12 protein-coding genes are annotated in these 14981 nt (G+C 72.3%); 4 read left to right on the top strand and 8 right to left on the bottom strand.

The window, feature by feature from the left end:
- Positions 1–510 precede the first annotated feature (510 nt).
- Positions 511–3222 carry a BTAD domain-containing putative transcriptional regulator gene (locus AB0M93_RS15550; RefSeq protein ID WP_364273500.1) on the top strand — a complete coding sequence of 904 codons (2712 nt, stop codon included), beginning with the start codon at positions 511–513 and terminating at the stop codon, positions 3220–3222.
- A gap of 529 nt (positions 3223–3751) precedes the next feature.
- On the opposite strand, the gene AB0M93_RS15555 is transcribed toward AB0M93_RS15550, so the two are convergent.
- Genes AB0M93_RS15555 through cofC form a run of 3 tightly spaced genes read right to left on the bottom strand, consistent with a single transcriptional unit; the run spans position 3752 to position 7749 of the window.
- Complete coding sequence (locus tag AB0M93_RS15555) at positions 3752–4705, bottom strand: NUDIX hydrolase (RefSeq protein WP_364273503.1); 954 nt, start codon at positions 4703–4705, stop codon at positions 3752–3754.
- Positions 4702–7095, bottom strand: a complete 2394-nt coding sequence (locus tag AB0M93_RS15560; protein WP_364273505.1) for an RNA degradosome polyphosphate kinase — start codon at positions 7093–7095, stop codon at positions 4702–4704. Before AB0M93_RS15560 ends, AB0M93_RS15555 begins: the two co-directional genes overlap by 4 nt.
- A gap of 42 nt (positions 7096–7137) precedes the next feature.
- Positions 7138–7749 carry a 2-phospho-L-lactate guanylyltransferase gene (gene cofC / locus AB0M93_RS15565; RefSeq protein ID WP_364273508.1) on the bottom strand — a complete coding sequence of 204 codons (612 nt, stop codon included), beginning with the start codon at positions 7747–7749 and terminating at the stop codon, positions 7138–7140.
- Between the two features lie 769 nt (positions 7750–8518).
- Between cofC and AB0M93_RS15570 the strand changes: the two genes are divergently transcribed.
- The 3 genes from AB0M93_RS15570 (at position 8519) to AB0M93_RS15580 (ending at position 10912) form a co-directional block, all read left to right on the top strand.
- The gene (locus tag AB0M93_RS15570; RefSeq protein WP_364273511.1) at positions 8519–9238 is read left to right on the top strand and encodes a lysophospholipid acyltransferase family protein; all 720 of its coding nucleotides are present in this window, start codon (positions 8519–8521) and stop codon (positions 9236–9238) included.
- Positions 9238–10254, top strand: coding sequence for an NAD(P)H-dependent glycerol-3-phosphate dehydrogenase (locus AB0M93_RS15575; RefSeq protein ID WP_364273514.1), 1017 nt, complete (start codon positions 9238–9240; stop codon positions 10252–10254). The genes AB0M93_RS15570 and AB0M93_RS15575 overlap by 1 nt, the downstream gene beginning before the upstream one ends.
- Before the next feature lie 178 nt (positions 10255–10432).
- A complete protein-coding gene (locus AB0M93_RS15580) occupies positions 10433–10912 on the top strand; it encodes a cysteine dioxygenase family protein (RefSeq protein ID WP_364273517.1) in 480 nt (159 codons plus the stop codon).
- Between the two features lie 4 nt (positions 10913–10916).
- On the opposite strand, the gene AB0M93_RS15585 is transcribed toward AB0M93_RS15580, so the two are convergent.
- The 5 genes from AB0M93_RS15585 to AB0M93_RS15605 all read right to left on the bottom strand — a co-directional run bounded on the left by AB0M93_RS15585 (position 10917) and on the right by AB0M93_RS15605 (position 14968).
- Positions 10917–11894 (bottom strand): asparaginase, encoded by a 978-nt coding sequence (locus AB0M93_RS15585; RefSeq protein ID WP_364273520.1) that lies wholly within the window; start codon positions 11892–11894, stop codon positions 10917–10919.
- Between the two features lie 41 nt (positions 11895–11935).
- Entirely contained in the window at positions 11936–12316 is a 381-nt protein-coding gene (locus AB0M93_RS15590) for a VOC family protein (protein WP_364273523.1), read from the bottom strand.
- A gap of 64 nt (positions 12317–12380) precedes the next feature.
- A complete protein-coding gene (locus tag AB0M93_RS15595) occupies positions 12381–13121 on the bottom strand; it encodes an FAD:protein FMN transferase (protein WP_364273526.1) in 741 nt (246 codons plus the stop codon).
- Positions 13118–13609: an FMN-binding protein gene (locus AB0M93_RS15600; RefSeq protein WP_364273529.1), complete on the bottom strand. Its 492-nt coding sequence runs from the start codon at positions 13607–13609 to the stop codon at positions 13118–13120. The genes AB0M93_RS15595 and AB0M93_RS15600 overlap by 4 nt, the downstream gene beginning before the upstream one ends.
- A 12-nt stretch (positions 13610–13621) precedes the next feature.
- Positions 13622–14968, bottom strand: a complete 1347-nt coding sequence (locus tag AB0M93_RS15605) for a ferredoxin reductase family protein (RefSeq protein ID WP_364274340.1) — start codon at positions 14966–14968, stop codon at positions 13622–13624.
- Between the last annotated feature and the right edge of the window lie 13 nt (positions 14969–14981).

Raw genomic sequence — 14981 nt, forward strand, 5'->3', positions numbered from 1 at the left:
GTGGAGGGTCGGCTCGCGTACCTCGCGGGTCGGCTCGCGTACCGGGACGGTCGGGTCGCGTACGGAGACCGGGCGGCTCCCGCGCCCAGGTGACCAGCGCGCGAAGCGAGTGGCACCAGCGAACCGCGACCCCAGGCGCGCGGCCCAAGCCGACCCGGCCAAGCGAACCGACTGTCCCGGCACGCCAGCCGACCCTCCGCGTACGCGAACCGACCCCTCGGGTACGTGAGCCGACCATCCACTTACGCGAAGCGGTGATCGCCCAAAGTCACCATCTGCCGCACCGGTGCGCGAACCGGCGCCGCTCGCCACCCGCTCGGAGCAACCTCGGCTCCGGGACCGGTTCCGGCCAATTTCTCAAAGTTGCTTGAGCGCCCGGCCGAGTGATGCCACGCTGCCTTCCTGGCCCGCGTCCGGCGGGGCCGGCGGGGCGAGGCGAACCTGGGGGCGACCACCATCGACATCCGGCTGCTCGGCCCGTTCCAGGTGCTCGTCGACGGTTCGCCGGTCGTGCTGACCAGTTCCCGGCAACGCGCGCTGCTCGCCACCCTCGCGCTCGCCGCCGGGCGGCTCGTGTCGATCGATGCCCTCGCCCGGGGCGTCTGGGGGGAAACGCCGCCCGCGCACATCCGCGGCAGCCTGCAAACCTACGTCATGCGCCTGCGCCGGCTCTGCGGCGAAGACTCCGTCGTCACCGAACCGGACGGCTACCGGCTGGTCGTCGAGCCGTCCCGGGTGGACGCCCTGCGGTTCCTCCACACCCTCGACCAGGCCGCGGCCACCGCCGAACCCGCCCAGCGGCGCGAACTGCTCACCACCGCCCTCGCCGGCTGGGGCGGCGTCCCCCTCGAAGGCGTCGGATCTCCCGCGCTGGCCGCCGAATGGGGGCCGTTGCTGACCGAGCGGTACCTCTTCGCCGTCGAACAGCGCATCGATCTCGACGCCGGGCTGGTCCCCGATGCGCGGCTCGTCGCCGAGCTGACCGACCTCGTCGCGCAGCACCCGCTGCGGGAGTCGTTGTGGGAACGGCTGGTGCGTGCCCTCGCCCGCTCCGGGCGCCGCGCCGAAGCGTTGGCGCGCTACGCCGGGTTGCGCGCGTTGCTGGCCGACGAACTCGGTGTCGAGCCGGGCGAGGATCTTCGCCGCCTGCACGCCGAACTGCTGGCCGCCGATGCCGACCCGGCCGTCCACACCGTGCCGCGGCAGCTGCCCTTCGACGTCGCCGGCTTCACCGGCCGCGGCCCCGAACTCGCCGAGCTCGACCGGCTGCCGCCCGGTGGCGCCTCCGGCATCGTCGTCATCGAGGGCACCGCGGGCGTCGGGAAGACGTCGCTGGCCGTGCACTGGTCCCACCGCGTCCGCGACCGCTTCCCCGGTGGCCAGCTGTTCCTCGACCTGCGCGGTCACTCCGCCGACACCCCGGTCGCGCCCGGCGCCGCACTGGCCGGCTTCCTCCGCGCCCTCGGTGTCCCGGCCGAGACGTTGCCTTCCACAGTGGAGGAACGGTCGGCGCTGCTGCGCAGCAGGCTGGCGGGCAGCCGCACCCTGATGCTGCTCGACAACGCCCGCGACGCCGACCAGGTCCGCCCGCTCCTGCCGGGCCCCGGCAACCTGGTCGTGGTGACCAGCCGGAACCAGCTGCGCGGCCTCGTCGCCCGCGACGGCGCCCGCCGCATCGCGCTGCGCTCGTTCGACGACCGCGACGCCACCGCCCTGCTGGCCGGCAGCGTCGGGTCACAGCGTCTCGCCGCCGAGCCCGACGCCGTCGCCGAACTCGTCCAGCTCTGCGGCCGGCTGCCGCTGGCGTTGGCGCTGGCCGGAGAACGCGCTTCGCGGTTCTCCGGTGTTTCGCTCGCCGGGATCGTCGAAGAACTCCGTGACCAGCGGCTGCGGCTCGACACCCTTCGCGACCCCGAGGACGCCGGTACCGACCTGCGGGCCGCGTTCTCCTGGTCGTACAAGGCCCTGCGCCCGGCGGCCGCCCGGTTCTTCCGGCTGCTCGGCCTCCACCCCGGCCACGGCTTCAGCCTGTCCTCGGCCGCCGCGCTCGCGGGCGCCGACCTGCGCGAAGCCCGGGAACTCGCCGATCAGCTCGCCGCCGCGCACCTGCTCAACCAGCCCGGCACCGACCGCTACCAGTTCCACGACCTCCTGCGCGTCTACGCCGCCGAACTCGTCGAAACCGAAACGACAGCGGCCGAGCGCGAAGCCGCGTTGCGCCGGCTCCTCGACTGGTACCTCGCGAGTGTCGCCGAAGCGAACAAACTCGTCCGTCCCGACCTGCTGACCGAGGACATCACGCTCGACCCGGCGCCGCTGCCCGCCGTCCGCTTCGCACAGCACGAGCAGACGATCGCCTGGTACACGACCGAACGCCAGGCCCTGACCGCGCTGGTCGGCATCGCCGCCCGCCACGGCTGGACCGCGCACGCCTGGAAACTGGCCTGGCTCCTGCGCGGCTTCTTCGCCGAACGCCACGACCGCGACGACTGGATCACCACCGCGCGCACGGCCGTCGCCGCCACCCGCGCCGCCGGCGACAACACGGGGCTCCAGTACAGCGCCAACAACCTCGGCTCGGCCTACCTGCGCACGCTGCAGCCCGACAAGGCGCTCGAAGCGCTGGAGGAAGCACGCGCGGCGTCGGAGGCCGGCGACGGCACCGCGCTGGCCGTGGCGATCCAGTCCAACCTGGCCGGCGCCTACTACGTCCGCGACGAATACGCCAAAGCGGAACGCCACGCGCTCCAAGCGGTGCGCCTCGCCCGCGACAACGGCCAGCGCACGTTCGTCCCGCACGCGCTCCTGAACGTCAGCGCCAGCCGCATCGGCCTGCGCGACTACGACCACGCGGCCGAAGCCGCCCAGGCCGCCCACGAGGCCTTCGCGGAACTCGGCGACCGCTATCACGCGGCGCTGGCGCTCGGGAACGTCGCCGAGGCCCTCGAAGGCGCGGGCCGGTACGACGAGGCGGAAAGCGCCGGGCTCGCCGCCCTCGCCGAGCTGAAGGAACTGAACGCCGACTACGGCACGATCGACGTCCAGATCACCCTCGGCCGCCTCAAGCACCGCACGGACCGGGACCGGGAAGCAAGCGGTCACTGGGCCGAGGCGCTGACGGTCAGCCAGCGCCTCGGCGATCCCCGCGTCGCGGAGATCCAAACCCTGCTGGCCACGGTGCCGACAGAAACCCCCTCGCCCGGGGATGCGCCGTACCCCTAGCCCGGCGCAGCCCAACGGGACCCTGATCAAGTACACCAAGATCGACTGTCATGCCGCTGTCTTGTGCCGACAGGAGTTGTCGGGGTGGGGCATGCGGTGATGGTGGGAACCGGGATCTCTGGGGGGGCGCTGCCGGCCGCGGATGTGGCGCGGGGGTGGGGATCGGAGCTGGGTTTCCGTGGTGGGCCGTCGGCGCCGGCCGCCGTCGGTCGCGGCTGGTGGGCCTGGTGGCGGTTTACGGCCTGGCCGCCGGCTGAGCAGTCCCGCCACCCCGAAGCCCGATTGTGACTACGGCCGGTGGTACCGCGTCAAGGCGGGAAAGCGTGCCTTGACCCGGTACCGCCGGCCGTGTTCTGGCTTCGGATCGGGGTTGCGGGGGTCTGGGTGCCCGTCGTGGTCAGGTCGCGCCCCCGCCCTCCCTGGGGGGCGTGCCCTTGTCCAGCCTATCGGGTGGGTCCGACGAAAAGCCGGAAATGGGGGTTCGCTGGGGCCTGTTGTCCACATCGCCGCCTGGGTGTGGACTACCTGGTCAGTGGCGGCTTGGGGAGGGGGCCGGCAAGGCGCTCGGGTGGTAGTCCGCCGCCAGGAGGATCGGGCCTTCCGTGGCCGTCGGTGGGCGGAATGACAGGACCCAGAACGAGCCCTTCTTGCTCGGGACCACTCCGCCGCGGGCCGCTGATATCTCCACGCCGTCTCGGTCGGCCAGGGTGCTCACCAGGTCCGGGATCACTCCGCCCTGGCTGCACACCGCCGGTGTTCCGCCGTCGCCCGCCACCGCCAGCAATCGCGCCACGCCCAGGACCGGGTCCGGCCAGTAGCCCTCTTCCGACAGCAGTGGCTCGTGGCGGACCTCTGCGCCCAGGTCCTCCGCCACTCCGTGGACCGTCTGCACGCACCGCAGCCGCGGCGCCGACAGGACCCGGTCCGGGCCGAACAACCGCAACACCCGGCGCAGGGCCGCCGCCTGGCGCTGGCCCGCCTCCGACAGGGGGCGCAGGTCGTCGTCGCCCGTCCAGTCGTCGCGCTTGCCCGCCTTTGCGTGGCGGACCAGCAACACCGTCGTCAGGCCCACCGGCAGCTCGCAGAATGAGCGCAGCACCCGCACGTCCTCGGGCCGCGTCAGCGCTTTCTCGGCCGCCGCCGGCTCTAGCCAGCGCAGCTCGTCGACCTCGTCGTTCGGGGTGAACTCGCCGGAGACCGCCTCCGCCGCGAAGTAGTCGACCGTCTTCGGGACCGTTCCGGAACCGCTCTTCGACGGCACCGGGTACGCCGTCCTGGCCACGTACCGGCCCAGGACCGCCGTGAACCCCGTCTCCTCCCGGACTTCCCGGACCGCCGCTTCGGCGATCGTCTCGCCCGGGTCCAGTTTCCCCTTCGGCAACGACCAGTCGTCGTACCGCGGGCGGTGCACCAGGGCGACTTCCGTCACCCCTCCGGCGACGCGCCACAGCACCGCGCCGGCCGCCCGTACCTCTTGGGTCATCCAGCGGCTCCGTGCAGCTTCGCCAGCTCCAGCTGGTGGTCACGCACGCGCGAGCCGTCCGCCGGGAACGGCGACCACTCGCCGCTTTCGGTCAGCACCCAGCACCGCGTCGCCGGGTCCAGCGCCGAGTCGAAGATGTTGTCCAGCTGCGCGGTCAGCTTCGGGTCCTTGACGCGCACCAGTGCCTCGATGCGCCGGTCCAGGTTGCGGTGCATCATGTCCGCGCTGCCGATCCAGTGCGTGCCGCCGGCGCGGAAGTTGAAGATCCGCGAGTGCTCCAGGAACCGGCCGAGGATCGAGCGGACGTGGATGTTTTCCGACAGCCCTTCGACGCCGGGCTTGAGCGTGCAGATGCCGCGCACCACGATCTCGACCGGCACCCCGGCCTGCGACGCGTGGTAGAGCGCGTCGATGACCTGCTCGTCGACCAGCGAGTTGCACTTGATCCGGATCCCGGCGTCCTGCCCGGCCCGCGCCAGCTCGATCTCCTCGCCGATCGCGCGCACGATGCCGCGGCGGATGCCGTGCGGCGACGTCAGGATCGTCCGGTAGGTGTCCTGCCGCGAGTAACCGGTCAGCACGTTGAACAGGTCGGTGACGTCCGCGCCGATGCTCGGGTCGGCGGTGAACAGGCCGATGTCCTCGTAGAGCCGCGCCGTCTTCGGGTTGTAGTTGCCGGTGCCGATGTGACAGTAGCGGCGGATGGTCGAGCCCTCCTGGCGCACGATCATCGACACCTTGCAGTGCGTCTTCAGCCCGACCAGGCCGTACACGACGTGCACGCCCGCGCGCTCCAGCGTCCGCGCCCAGGTGATGTTCGCCTGCTCGTCGAACCGCGCCTTGATCTCGACCAGCGCGACGACCTGCTTGCCCGCCTCGGCGGCGTCGATCAGCGCGTCGACGATCGGGGAGTCACCGGACGTCCGGTACAGCGTCTGCTTGATCGCCAGGACCTTCGAGTCGGCCGCCGCCTGCTCGATGAACCGCTGCACGCTCGTCGAGAACGAGTCGTACGGGTGGTGCACCAGCACGTCGCCCTCGCGCAGCGTCGCGAAAACGCTCTTCGGCGTCTCGCGCTCGCCGAACGCCGGGTGCGTCGCCGGGACGAACGGCCGGTCCTTCAGCTCCTTGCGGTCCACAGCGGACAGCTGGTGCAGGCAGGTCAGGTCGAGCAGCCCGGGCACCTCGACGACGTCGGCCGGGTCGACGTCCAGCTCGCGCAGCAGCAGCTCGAGCATGTGCTCGCTCATGTCCTGCGCGACCTCGAGGCGCACCGGCGGGCCGAACCGGCGCTGCGCCAGCTCGCGCTCGAGGGCCTGCAGGAGGTCCTCGTCGCGGTCCTCGTCGACCTCGAAGTCGGCGTTGCGGGTGACGCGGAAGACGTGGTGCTCGGTGACGTCCATGCCGGTGAACAGCTCGCCCAGATGCGCCGAGATCAGCTCTTCGAGGGGCAGGAACGTCGCCGTCCGGCTGGAGCGATCGGTCTCGACGCGCATCAGGCGCGGCACGTTGCTCGGCACCTTCACCCGGGCGAAGCGCTCGGTGCCGCCTTCCGGGTCGCGGACCGTCACCGCGAGGTTGAGCGAAAGGCCCGAAATGTAGGGGAACGGGTGCGCCGGGTCGACGGCCAGCGGCGTCAGGACCGGGAAGATCTGCTCGGAGAAGTAGCTGGACAGCCGCAGCTGGTCGGCGCCGGCCAGGTCGGCCCAGCCGACGATGTGGATGTCCTCCTCGGCCAGCTGCGGGCGCAGGTGCTTCTCGAACGCGCCGGTCTGCCGCTCGACCAGGTCCTGGTTGCGCTTGGCGATGTAGCCGAGCTGCTCGCGCGGGGTGAGCCCGTCCGCGCTGCGGACCAGCAGGCCCGTCTCGTCGCGGCGCTTCAGACCGGCGACGCGGACCATGTAGAACTCGTCCAGATTGGACGCGAAGATGGCCAGGAACTTGGCCCGCTCCAGCAGCGGCTGCGACTCGTCCTCGGCCAGCGCGAGCACACGGGCGTTGAAGTCCTGCCACGACAGCTCGCGGTTGAAGTACCGGTCGTCCGGCAGCGTCTCGACGGCGGTCGGCGCGGTGGAGGTGACCGCGGGCGGCGCCGACGGGACGGCCCGGAACTCCTCGGCGTTGCGGGCGTTGCCCTGCGTGGAGCTGCGCCGCCGCGTCGCCGGGGTGGCCGCGGCGGTGGTGGTCTTGCGGGCTCTGGCCTTGCCGGCGGTGGCACGGGCGGCGGTGTCGCGCGCGGTGGACTTCGACGGGACCTTCTTGGCGGTGGCCGGTTTGGCCGCGTTCGCCCGGGCGGTCGTCTTCTTCGCCGTCTCCGAAGATCCGTTCGCCGGGTTCCGTCGCCTCCGCGGTGCGGGCGTGCCGCCGTCGTCTGTGCTCACGGCCCCCATTCTTCACTAAGCCGCGCCGGATTGCGCAGGCCGCGGTGAAGGTCAGATGAACAGCTCGGCCGTGTGTTTTCCGACACCGAGGGCGCGGACGTGAGCGAGATCATCGGGAGTGTCGACGTCGCTGCGCAGGGTCGGGAGGGCTTGGCGCAGGGCGATCGCGCCGGACGCGGCGTGCCGGCGCGCCGAGCCGGGCCCGAACCGGGGGTCGAGGGGCTCGCCGGGCGCGGCCAGCAGCAGGGTGGTGCCGGTGCCCTGCCGATCGGCGACGAAGGCCCGGTTGCCGGCGGCCTCGGTGAGGGCGGCGGTCAGGTCGCCGGCGCTGAGGGCGGGCAGATCGGCTTGGAGCGCGCCGACGACGGCGGCCGGATCGTCGGCTTTCAGCAGGGCTTCGCCGTGGCGGAAGGCGGCGTTGAGGGATTGTTCGGCGGGTTCGCCGACGATTTCGACACCGAGCTCGGCGAGCTCGCCGACGGCCCGCGGATCGGCGGCGACGAGCAGCACCCGCCGCACCCGCCCGGCCGAGACGACGGCGGCGAGCGTGTCGGCGGCCAGCGCCAGGACCAGCCCGGGGTGCCGGTCCGCCTCGACGGCACCACGCAGCCGCGACTTGCCGTCGCGGGGGTGTTTCATCGGCACGACCAGATCCACGTCCACGTGTCCATCTTTACCGGAAAGCTGGTGCGGAGGTGGCCGGGTGGGGTGGGTTGTCCACAGGTGACGGGTGTTGTGGACAACCTGGGGGTGGCGGTGGGCTCGGGGCGGGTTTTGTCGGCCGGGGTCGATACGGTCGGTTCCGGGGTGGGCCCGATGGGGGATGGCGGCCCCCTTGGGTGGGTGGGCTCTGGGTGGGTGGGCTGCTGGGTGGGTGGGCTGCTGGGTGGGCTGCACCTCGCAGCCGAGCCTCATCGGCAGCCGTCCGCTCGCGGTGCTTACGAGATCCGGTGCCGGGGGTGGCCCGGCATGGATCGGCGGCGAGCACGCCGATGAGGCAGGCTCCGGCCGGATCGTTGTGAGCCGGGGGTGGATCGGCTCCCGGCGACCCTTCGACCAGCTGCTGCGGGGCAGGCACCTCGCCGTGGATCCGCGGCAGGCACGCCGAGCGGCCGGTCCCACATCACCGCAGGCCAGGCGCCCGCCCAGCCCCGCGATACCGGCGGTGAAGCGCCGGCGCAGCCTCGCGACCTGGCCGGTGAAGCGCCCGCCCAGCCTGCGGCCCCAGGCCGCCAAGGCGACCGCCCAGCCTTGCGACCCCAGGTCGCCGAAGCGCCCACTCCAGCCCCGCGACCCCAGCCCGTCAAAGCGCCCACCGCCCCAGGCCCGCCACGGCGCCAACACGCCCCGAAACCGCTCCCGAGCAGGCCGAACCCACCCTCCCTGGACTGCTCCGAGCCCGGCGCGGCAGGATCAACGCCCGACGTCACATGTGGAGGAGGAGATCGTGGCCCGGCGTGAAAAGGGTGGCTTCTGGGTGGGGCTCGCCGCCGTTCTGTTCTACCCCCTTACCGCCATTGCCCGGCGGGTCTACCTCGGGGCCGAGAAGATTCCCCGGCAGGGGCCCGCTCTGCTCGTCCTGAACCACATCTCGCACCTCGATCCCGCCGTCGATGCCGTCTTCGTGCACCGGCAGAAGCGGGTTCCGCGGTTCCTCTACAAGGAGAGCCTGCAGCGCGCGCCGATCCTCGGGCCGATCGTCTCCGGGTCCGGGCAGATTCCCGTCTCGCGTGGGTCGGCCGCCGCCGGGGACAGTCTCAAGGCTGCTCACCAGGCCCTTCAGGACGGGAAGATCGTCGTCATCTACCCCGAAGGCACCATCACCAAGGATCCCGCCGGGTGGCCGAAGGAGTCCTTCACCGGTGCCGCGCGGCTCGCGCTGCAGAACGACGTCCCCGTCATCCCGATCGCCCGGTGGGGCACCAGCCAGATCTTCAACGGCTACACGAAGAAGTTCACGCCCTTCCCGCGCAAGACGATCACCCACTCCGTCGGCGATCCGCTCGACCTCTCCGCCTACCGCGGCGGCAACACGCGCAGCGCCTCGAAGCTGCGTGAGGTCACCAAGATCATGATGGACGACGTGACCCGGCTGCTCGCCGAGATCCGGCACGAAGAACCGCCCGCCGCGAAGCCGGAGGAGTCCGCCTGATGCGCGCCGACGTGCAGCGGGTCACCGTGCTCGGGGCCGGTTCGTGGGGCACCGCCTTCGCCAAGGTGCTCGGGGACGCCGGACGGGACGTCACCATGTGGGCGCGCCGCGAGGAGGTCGCCGGGGACGTCCGGGAACGGCACACCAACAGCGCCTACCTGCCCGGTGTGGCCCTCCCGGAGAACATCACCGCCACCAGCGACCCGGCGAAGGCCCTCGACGGCGCCGAAGCCGTCGTCCTGGCCGTGCCCAGCCAGAGCCTGCGCGCCAACCTGACGTCGTGGCGTCCGCTGCTGCCGCCCGGCGCCATCCTCGTCAGCCTCGCCAAGGGCGTCGAGCTCGGCACGCTCAAGCGGATGAGCGAGGTGATCGGCGAGATCGTCGGGATCGACCCGAACGAGGTCGTCGTCGTCACCGGGCCGAACCTGGCCGAGGAGATCGCCGCCGGGCAGCCGTCCGCCTCCGTGCTCGCCTGCGCCGACCACGAACGCGCCGTCGCGATCCAGCGGGCCTGCGGCAACTCCTACTTCCGCCCGTACACCAACACCGACGTCGTCGGCTGCGAGCTCGGCGGTGCCTGCAAGAACGTCATCGCGCTCAGCACCGGGATGGCCGCGGGCCTCGGCCTCGGCACCAACACGATGGCGATGCTCATCACGCGCGGGCTGGCCGAGATGGCCCGGCTGGGCGCGAAGCTGGGCGCCGACCCGCTGACGTTCGCCGGGCTCGCCGGTGTCGGCGACCTGGTCGCGACCTGCTCGTCGCCGCTTTCGCGCAACCGCACCTTCGGGGAGCGCCTCGGCCGCGGCGAGACCCTCGAGCAGGCGCAGGCGGCCACCGGCGGCCAGGTCGCCGAGGGCGTCATGTCGTGTTCGTCGATCCGGGCGCTGGCGCAGAGCCTCGGGGTCGACATGCCGATCACCGACGCCATGCACCGCGTCTGCCACGAGGGCGTCGACCCGCGCCAGGCCGGCGCCGAGCTGCTCGGACGGTCCCAGAAACACGAATGGTCCTGATCCGTGGGACGGCTTGACCGGGAAGGACGCGGCTGCGACTCTGGTCGCATGTTCGCGCAAGCCGTGTCCGAGTCGTGGGGCCCGATGGGCCTCCGCTCGAGCGTGCGCGCGTGTCGCTGTTGTCGGTGAACCCCGCCCCGGCCCAGCTCGACACCCCTTTCTTCCCGTGAGGACCCTCATGTTCGCCGTTCCGGACAACACCCTGCTGCGTCCCGAAAACCCCGCCCTGCGCCACCCGGTGCGCGTCGCCCTCGAGGTCGCCGCCGACCGCGACCGCTGGCGCCACCTGCTGCGCTACGACCCCGAAGAGCGCTTCGCGGCGCTCGTGTCGAAGGACGAGCAGCAGGAGGTGTGGCTGATGAGCTGGCTGCCCGGCCAGCGCACCGACCTGCACGACCACGCGTTCGCCAGCGGCGCGTTCACCGTGGTCAGCGGTCACCTGACCGAGGCCGTGGCGCGGCGTGCGCCGGACGGCCGCGCGGTCACCGAGCTGCACGCGCTCGCCGCCGGGCAGTCGCGGGTGTTCGGGCCGGGGTACGTGCACGAGGTCCGCAACGACGGTCCGGACCCGGCGATCTCGGTCCACGTCTACCGCGACGCGGGCCGCGCGATGCGCCCGTACCACCTCGACCCGGTGGAAGGTCCGATCCCGGACTAGCCGTTCAGTCCAGGTCGCCGCGCCGGCGGAACTCCCGCTCGATCCCGTCGCGGTCCGCGCCGGACGCCAGCAGCGCGTGCAGCAGGATCCGCGCCTTCCGCGCGTCCAGCCAGCCCGCCATCGTCGCGCCCATCGCGATCAGGCTCGACTCCGAGCCGTGGAAGCCGTACGTCGAGCGCAGCGTCGGGCCCGCTCCCGTCCGCGATGCGACCACTACCGGGATCGACGGCAGCAGCCGCGACACGACGTCGGCCGTGCCCGACGAAACGTGCCCCGCGCCGGTAGCCGCGACCACGACACCGCGCACGTCCGGCTGCGAAGCCACGTGCGCCAGCACCGCGCCCGAGTCGTCCAGGCCGGCTTCGACCACCGGCACCAGCCCGCCGAAGTCCACCCCGGTGAGCGCGGGCGGCCGCGGCGGCGACGGGTGGAAGTAGTGCACCGCGTTCTCGACGACCATGCCCAGCGGCCCCGCGGGCGCCGACGAGAACGCGTCCAGGCGGCTCGAATGCGCCTTCCGCACCCAGCGCGCCGCGTGGACGTCGTCGTTGAGCGTCACCAGCACGCCGCGGCCGCGGCTGCGCGGGTCGGCCGCCACCGTGAGGGCGTTGCGCAGGTTGGCCGGGCCGTCCGCGCTGAACAGGCCGGCGTTGCGCATCGCGCCGGTGACCACCACCGGGATCTCCGCCGGCCAGCCCAGGTCGAGGAAGTACGCCGTCTCCTCGAGGGTGTCCGTGCCCTGGACGACGACGAACCCGTCGGCGTCCTGCCGCAGGCCCCAGTCGCGGCAGCGCAGCAGCGTCGCGAAGTCCATCGACGCGCTGCCGATCCCGGCCAGCGTCTCGGCCAGGACGTCCATCGGCAGGTCGCCGAGGCCGCCGAGCAGATCGGCCGCGCCGAGCCGCGGGACCGCGCCGCCGTCCGCGTCGACCGGGGCCATCGAGATGGTGCCGCCGAGGGAGGCGAGGGCGATCAGGGGCATGCGGCCACCCTATTCAGCCGCCCACGACCGCCTGGCGCGTGTCACGACGTCGCCGCGCGCTCGGCAGCGCTGCGCAGCACACAGAATTCGTTGCCTTCGGGGTCGGCGAGGACGGCCCAGCCGGTGCCGTCGGGGTTGCGCAGGTCGTTCACCAGCGTCGCGCCCAAACCCAGGATCCGTTCGATCTCGTCGTCACGGGCGATGTCCGGCTGCAGGCACACGTGAAGCCGGTTCTTCACCGTCTTCGGCTCGGGCACCTTGAGGAACAGCAGGTCGATCCCGCCTTCGAGCTCGATGCCCACCTCGTCGTCACCGGGGGAATCGGTCTCCGGGATCGGCTTCCCGGTGACCGCGCTCCAGAACTGGCACAGCTTGTAGGGATCGGCGCAGTCGACGGACACGTGCAGGACGGACGAAGGCATGGCACTCCTCGAAGACGGCTACGGGCCCGAGTCTGGCCCAGCCGTCCGGGAAGGGCGACCCGATTCAGGACGCCAGCGACAGGCCCGCCGTCCGGTGCACGCGGCGGCTGTCGTCGACGATCAGGATCTCGCAGTCCGGGCGGTCCGCGGCCCAGGTGATGCCCTCGGTGCCCATCGCGAACGCCGCCGTGGCCAGCGCGTCCGCGGTCACCAGGTCCCCGGCCACGACGGTGACGCTCATCAGCCCCGTCGCCGGCGTGCCGGAACGGCCGTCGAGGATGTGCGAGCCGCGCTCGTACGCCGCCGACGTCGCGATCGCGCCGTTGCGCGACTCCAGCACCGCGCACACCGCCAGGGGCTGCTCGGGGTGGCGCACGCCGACCCGCCACGGCCGCCCGGGCTCCGGTTCGCCTGCCGTGACGACGTCGCCGCCGGCGTTGAGGCAGAACGTCGTCGCGCCCTCGGCCTTCAGCAGGTCGGCGGCGCGCTGCACCGCCCAGCCCTTCACCACCGCGCACGGGTCGAGGCCGCGGCCGGGCAGCCGCGCGCGGAACGCGCCGCCGGAGAGCTGCTCGTAGTACGCGCAGAGCTCCAGCACCTCCAGGAGGTCGTCGCTCAGCTCGGCGGCGGTCAGTTCGCCGCGGTCGTACCGGCTGACCTCGCTGTCCTCCTTGAACGGGCTGAACCGGGCGTCGACGTCGCGGAACCACGCGAAGACCTCGTCGACGACCTCGGCGAAGTCACCCTCGTCCCGCAGGTCGAGGGAGATCGGCAGGCCCATCACCTGTTCGACGCGGTTGGTCATCGGGTTCCTCTCGCGTCGATCGCGGCCTGCAGGGACGTCTTGTACGACTCGCTGGTCTCGGTGGCGCCGGTGACCGTGTCGATGTCTGCGCTCTGCGCCTTGATCGCTTCTTCCTGCAGCCGCGGGAGCGCGGTGAGGGACCGGCCGCTGTCCGGGGCCTGCAGCAGGGTGATGGCGGTCAGCCGGGCGCCGGTGAACGTCACCTGCACCTGCACGGTGCCGTACCGGCTCGACTCGGCGCTGCCCTGGGTGGTCACCGTCTCGTTCGTGGTGTCCCGAGTGGACGGGCTGTCCGAAGTGGACGGACTGGCCGCCGTCGACGGCGTCGGCGAGGACGGTGCGGGAGGGGCCGATGTGGACGGTGCGGTGACGCTCGGCGGCGGTGCCTGCGCGACGGCGGCGGTGTTGTGCACCGGCCCCGGCTCGAACCGCCAGACCGCGATGAACCCGGCGATGGACAGCGCGACGACGAAAATGGTCTTCTTCACAACAGGATCCCCCTAGGCCGCGAGGCTGAAGCGTTCGGCGTGGACCTGGGCGTTCGGCACGCGCAGCTCGCGCAGGCTGCGCAGCACGGCCGAGGTCATCCCCGGCGGGCCGCAGACGAACACGTCGCGCTCGTGCACGTCCGGCACCATCATGTGCAGGTTCGCCGGCCCGAGCATCACCCCGCGCGGCCCGGCCGCCTGGTCCGGTCCGGTGAGGACGCTCACCACCGCGCCGCGGGCCTTGGCCAGCTCGTTCAGCTCCGGCAGCAGCACCGCGTCGGCCTGGGTGCGCACCCGGTACAGCACGACGACGTGACCGTCGATGTCCTCCAGCAGCGCGCGGATCGGCGTGATCCCGACGCCGCCCGCCACGAGCAGCGCGTTGGGCTGCTTCTGGTGGATCGTCGTGAAGGCGCCGTACGGGCCTTCGGCGAACACGCGCGTGCCGACCCGGAGGTTGCGCAGCCCGGCGCTGGAATCGCCGAGGGCCTTCGCGGTCAGCCGCAGGGTGCGGCCGTCGGGCGCGGCCGACAGCGAGAAGGGGTTGGCCTGCCACCAGCGGTCCTTCGTGAGGAACCGCCACAGGAAGAACTGCCCCGCCCTGGCGGGCATCTTGTCCAGGTGCTTGCCGGTCATGTACACCGAAACGACGTCCGGGGCCTCGGAAACCACCGCGGTGACGCGCAGCTGGTGGCGCAGGTTCCGCCACAGCGGCAGCAGGACGCGCCCGGCGAGGACGGCGGCGCCGGCCCCGAGCCAGAGCGTCCACCAGTACGCCTCCGCCCATTCCGAGCCGGCGAACGACGTGCCGAGCGCGAGCTGGTGGGTGAACGCCAGCAGCACCGCGGCGTAGGTGTAGAGGTGGATGAAGTGCCACGTCTCGTACGCGAGCCGCTTGCGCGCGAACTTCGCCGACGCGGCGCCCACGAAGAGGATGACCGCGAAGGCGACCAGCGCGCGCAGGATGCCCTCGAGCTGGTCGGCCATGTCGACCAGCTCGTCGACGACCCCGTGGCGCTCGACCTGCGCGTAGCCGAACACGATGAACACCAGGTGCGCCAGCAGCGTCCACAGGATCGTGAAGCCGGTCCAGCGGTGCCACGTGGTCAGCCGGTCCATCCCGATCCGGCGGTCCAGCCAGGGCAGCCGGGCCACCAGCAGCAGCTGGAACGCCATCGCCAGCGCGCCGTACAGCCCGGCGAGGCGGCCGATCGTGATCAGCGAGTTCGGCGACAGCCCGGCCTGCGCGAACAGCACCGTGACGGCGGCCACGTTGGCACCGAGGAAGAGGAAGAGGCCGGATTTCGCGGCGATCCGGGGGCGGATCGCCGGGCGCGCGGCCTCGGCGGTCTGCGTCATGGTGGTCACACGG

Origin of the sequence: Amycolatopsis sp. NPDC051102, assembly GCF_040682815.1 — a bacterium.
Classification (GTDB): domain Bacteria; phylum Actinomycetota; class Actinomycetes; order Mycobacteriales; family Pseudonocardiaceae; genus Amycolatopsis.

Excerpts from the sequence above, each read along its gene's own strand:
- AB0M93_RS15555 (WP_364273503.1), bottom strand. The coding sequence starts at position 4,705 with ATGACCCAAGAGGTACGGGCGGCCGGCGCGGTGCTGTGGCGCGTCGCC.
- AB0M93_RS15560 (WP_364273505.1), bottom strand. The coding sequence starts at position 7,095 with ATGGGGGCCGTGAGCACAGACGACGGCGGCACGCCCGCACCGCGGAGG.
- AB0M93_RS15575 (WP_364273514.1), top strand. The coding sequence starts at position 9,238 with ATGCGCGCCGACGTGCAGCGGGTCACCGTGCTCGGGGCCGGTTCGTGG.
- AB0M93_RS15580 (WP_364273517.1), top strand. The coding sequence starts at position 10,433 with ATGTTCGCCGTTCCGGACAACACCCTGCTGCGTCCCGAAAACCCCGCC.
- AB0M93_RS15585 (WP_364273520.1), bottom strand. The coding sequence starts at position 11,894 with ATGCCCCTGATCGCCCTCGCCTCCCTCGGCGGCACCATCTCGATGGCC.
- AB0M93_RS15590 (WP_364273523.1), bottom strand. The coding sequence starts at position 12,316 with ATGCCTTCGTCCGTCCTGCACGTGTCCGTCGACTGCGCCGATCCCTAC.
- AB0M93_RS15595 (WP_364273526.1), bottom strand. The coding sequence starts at position 13,121 with ATGACCAACCGCGTCGAACAGGTGATGGGCCTGCCGATCTCCCTCGAC.
- AB0M93_RS15605 (WP_364274340.1), bottom strand. The coding sequence starts at position 14,968 with ATGACGCAGACCGCCGAGGCCGCGCGCCCGGCGATCCGCCCCCGGATC.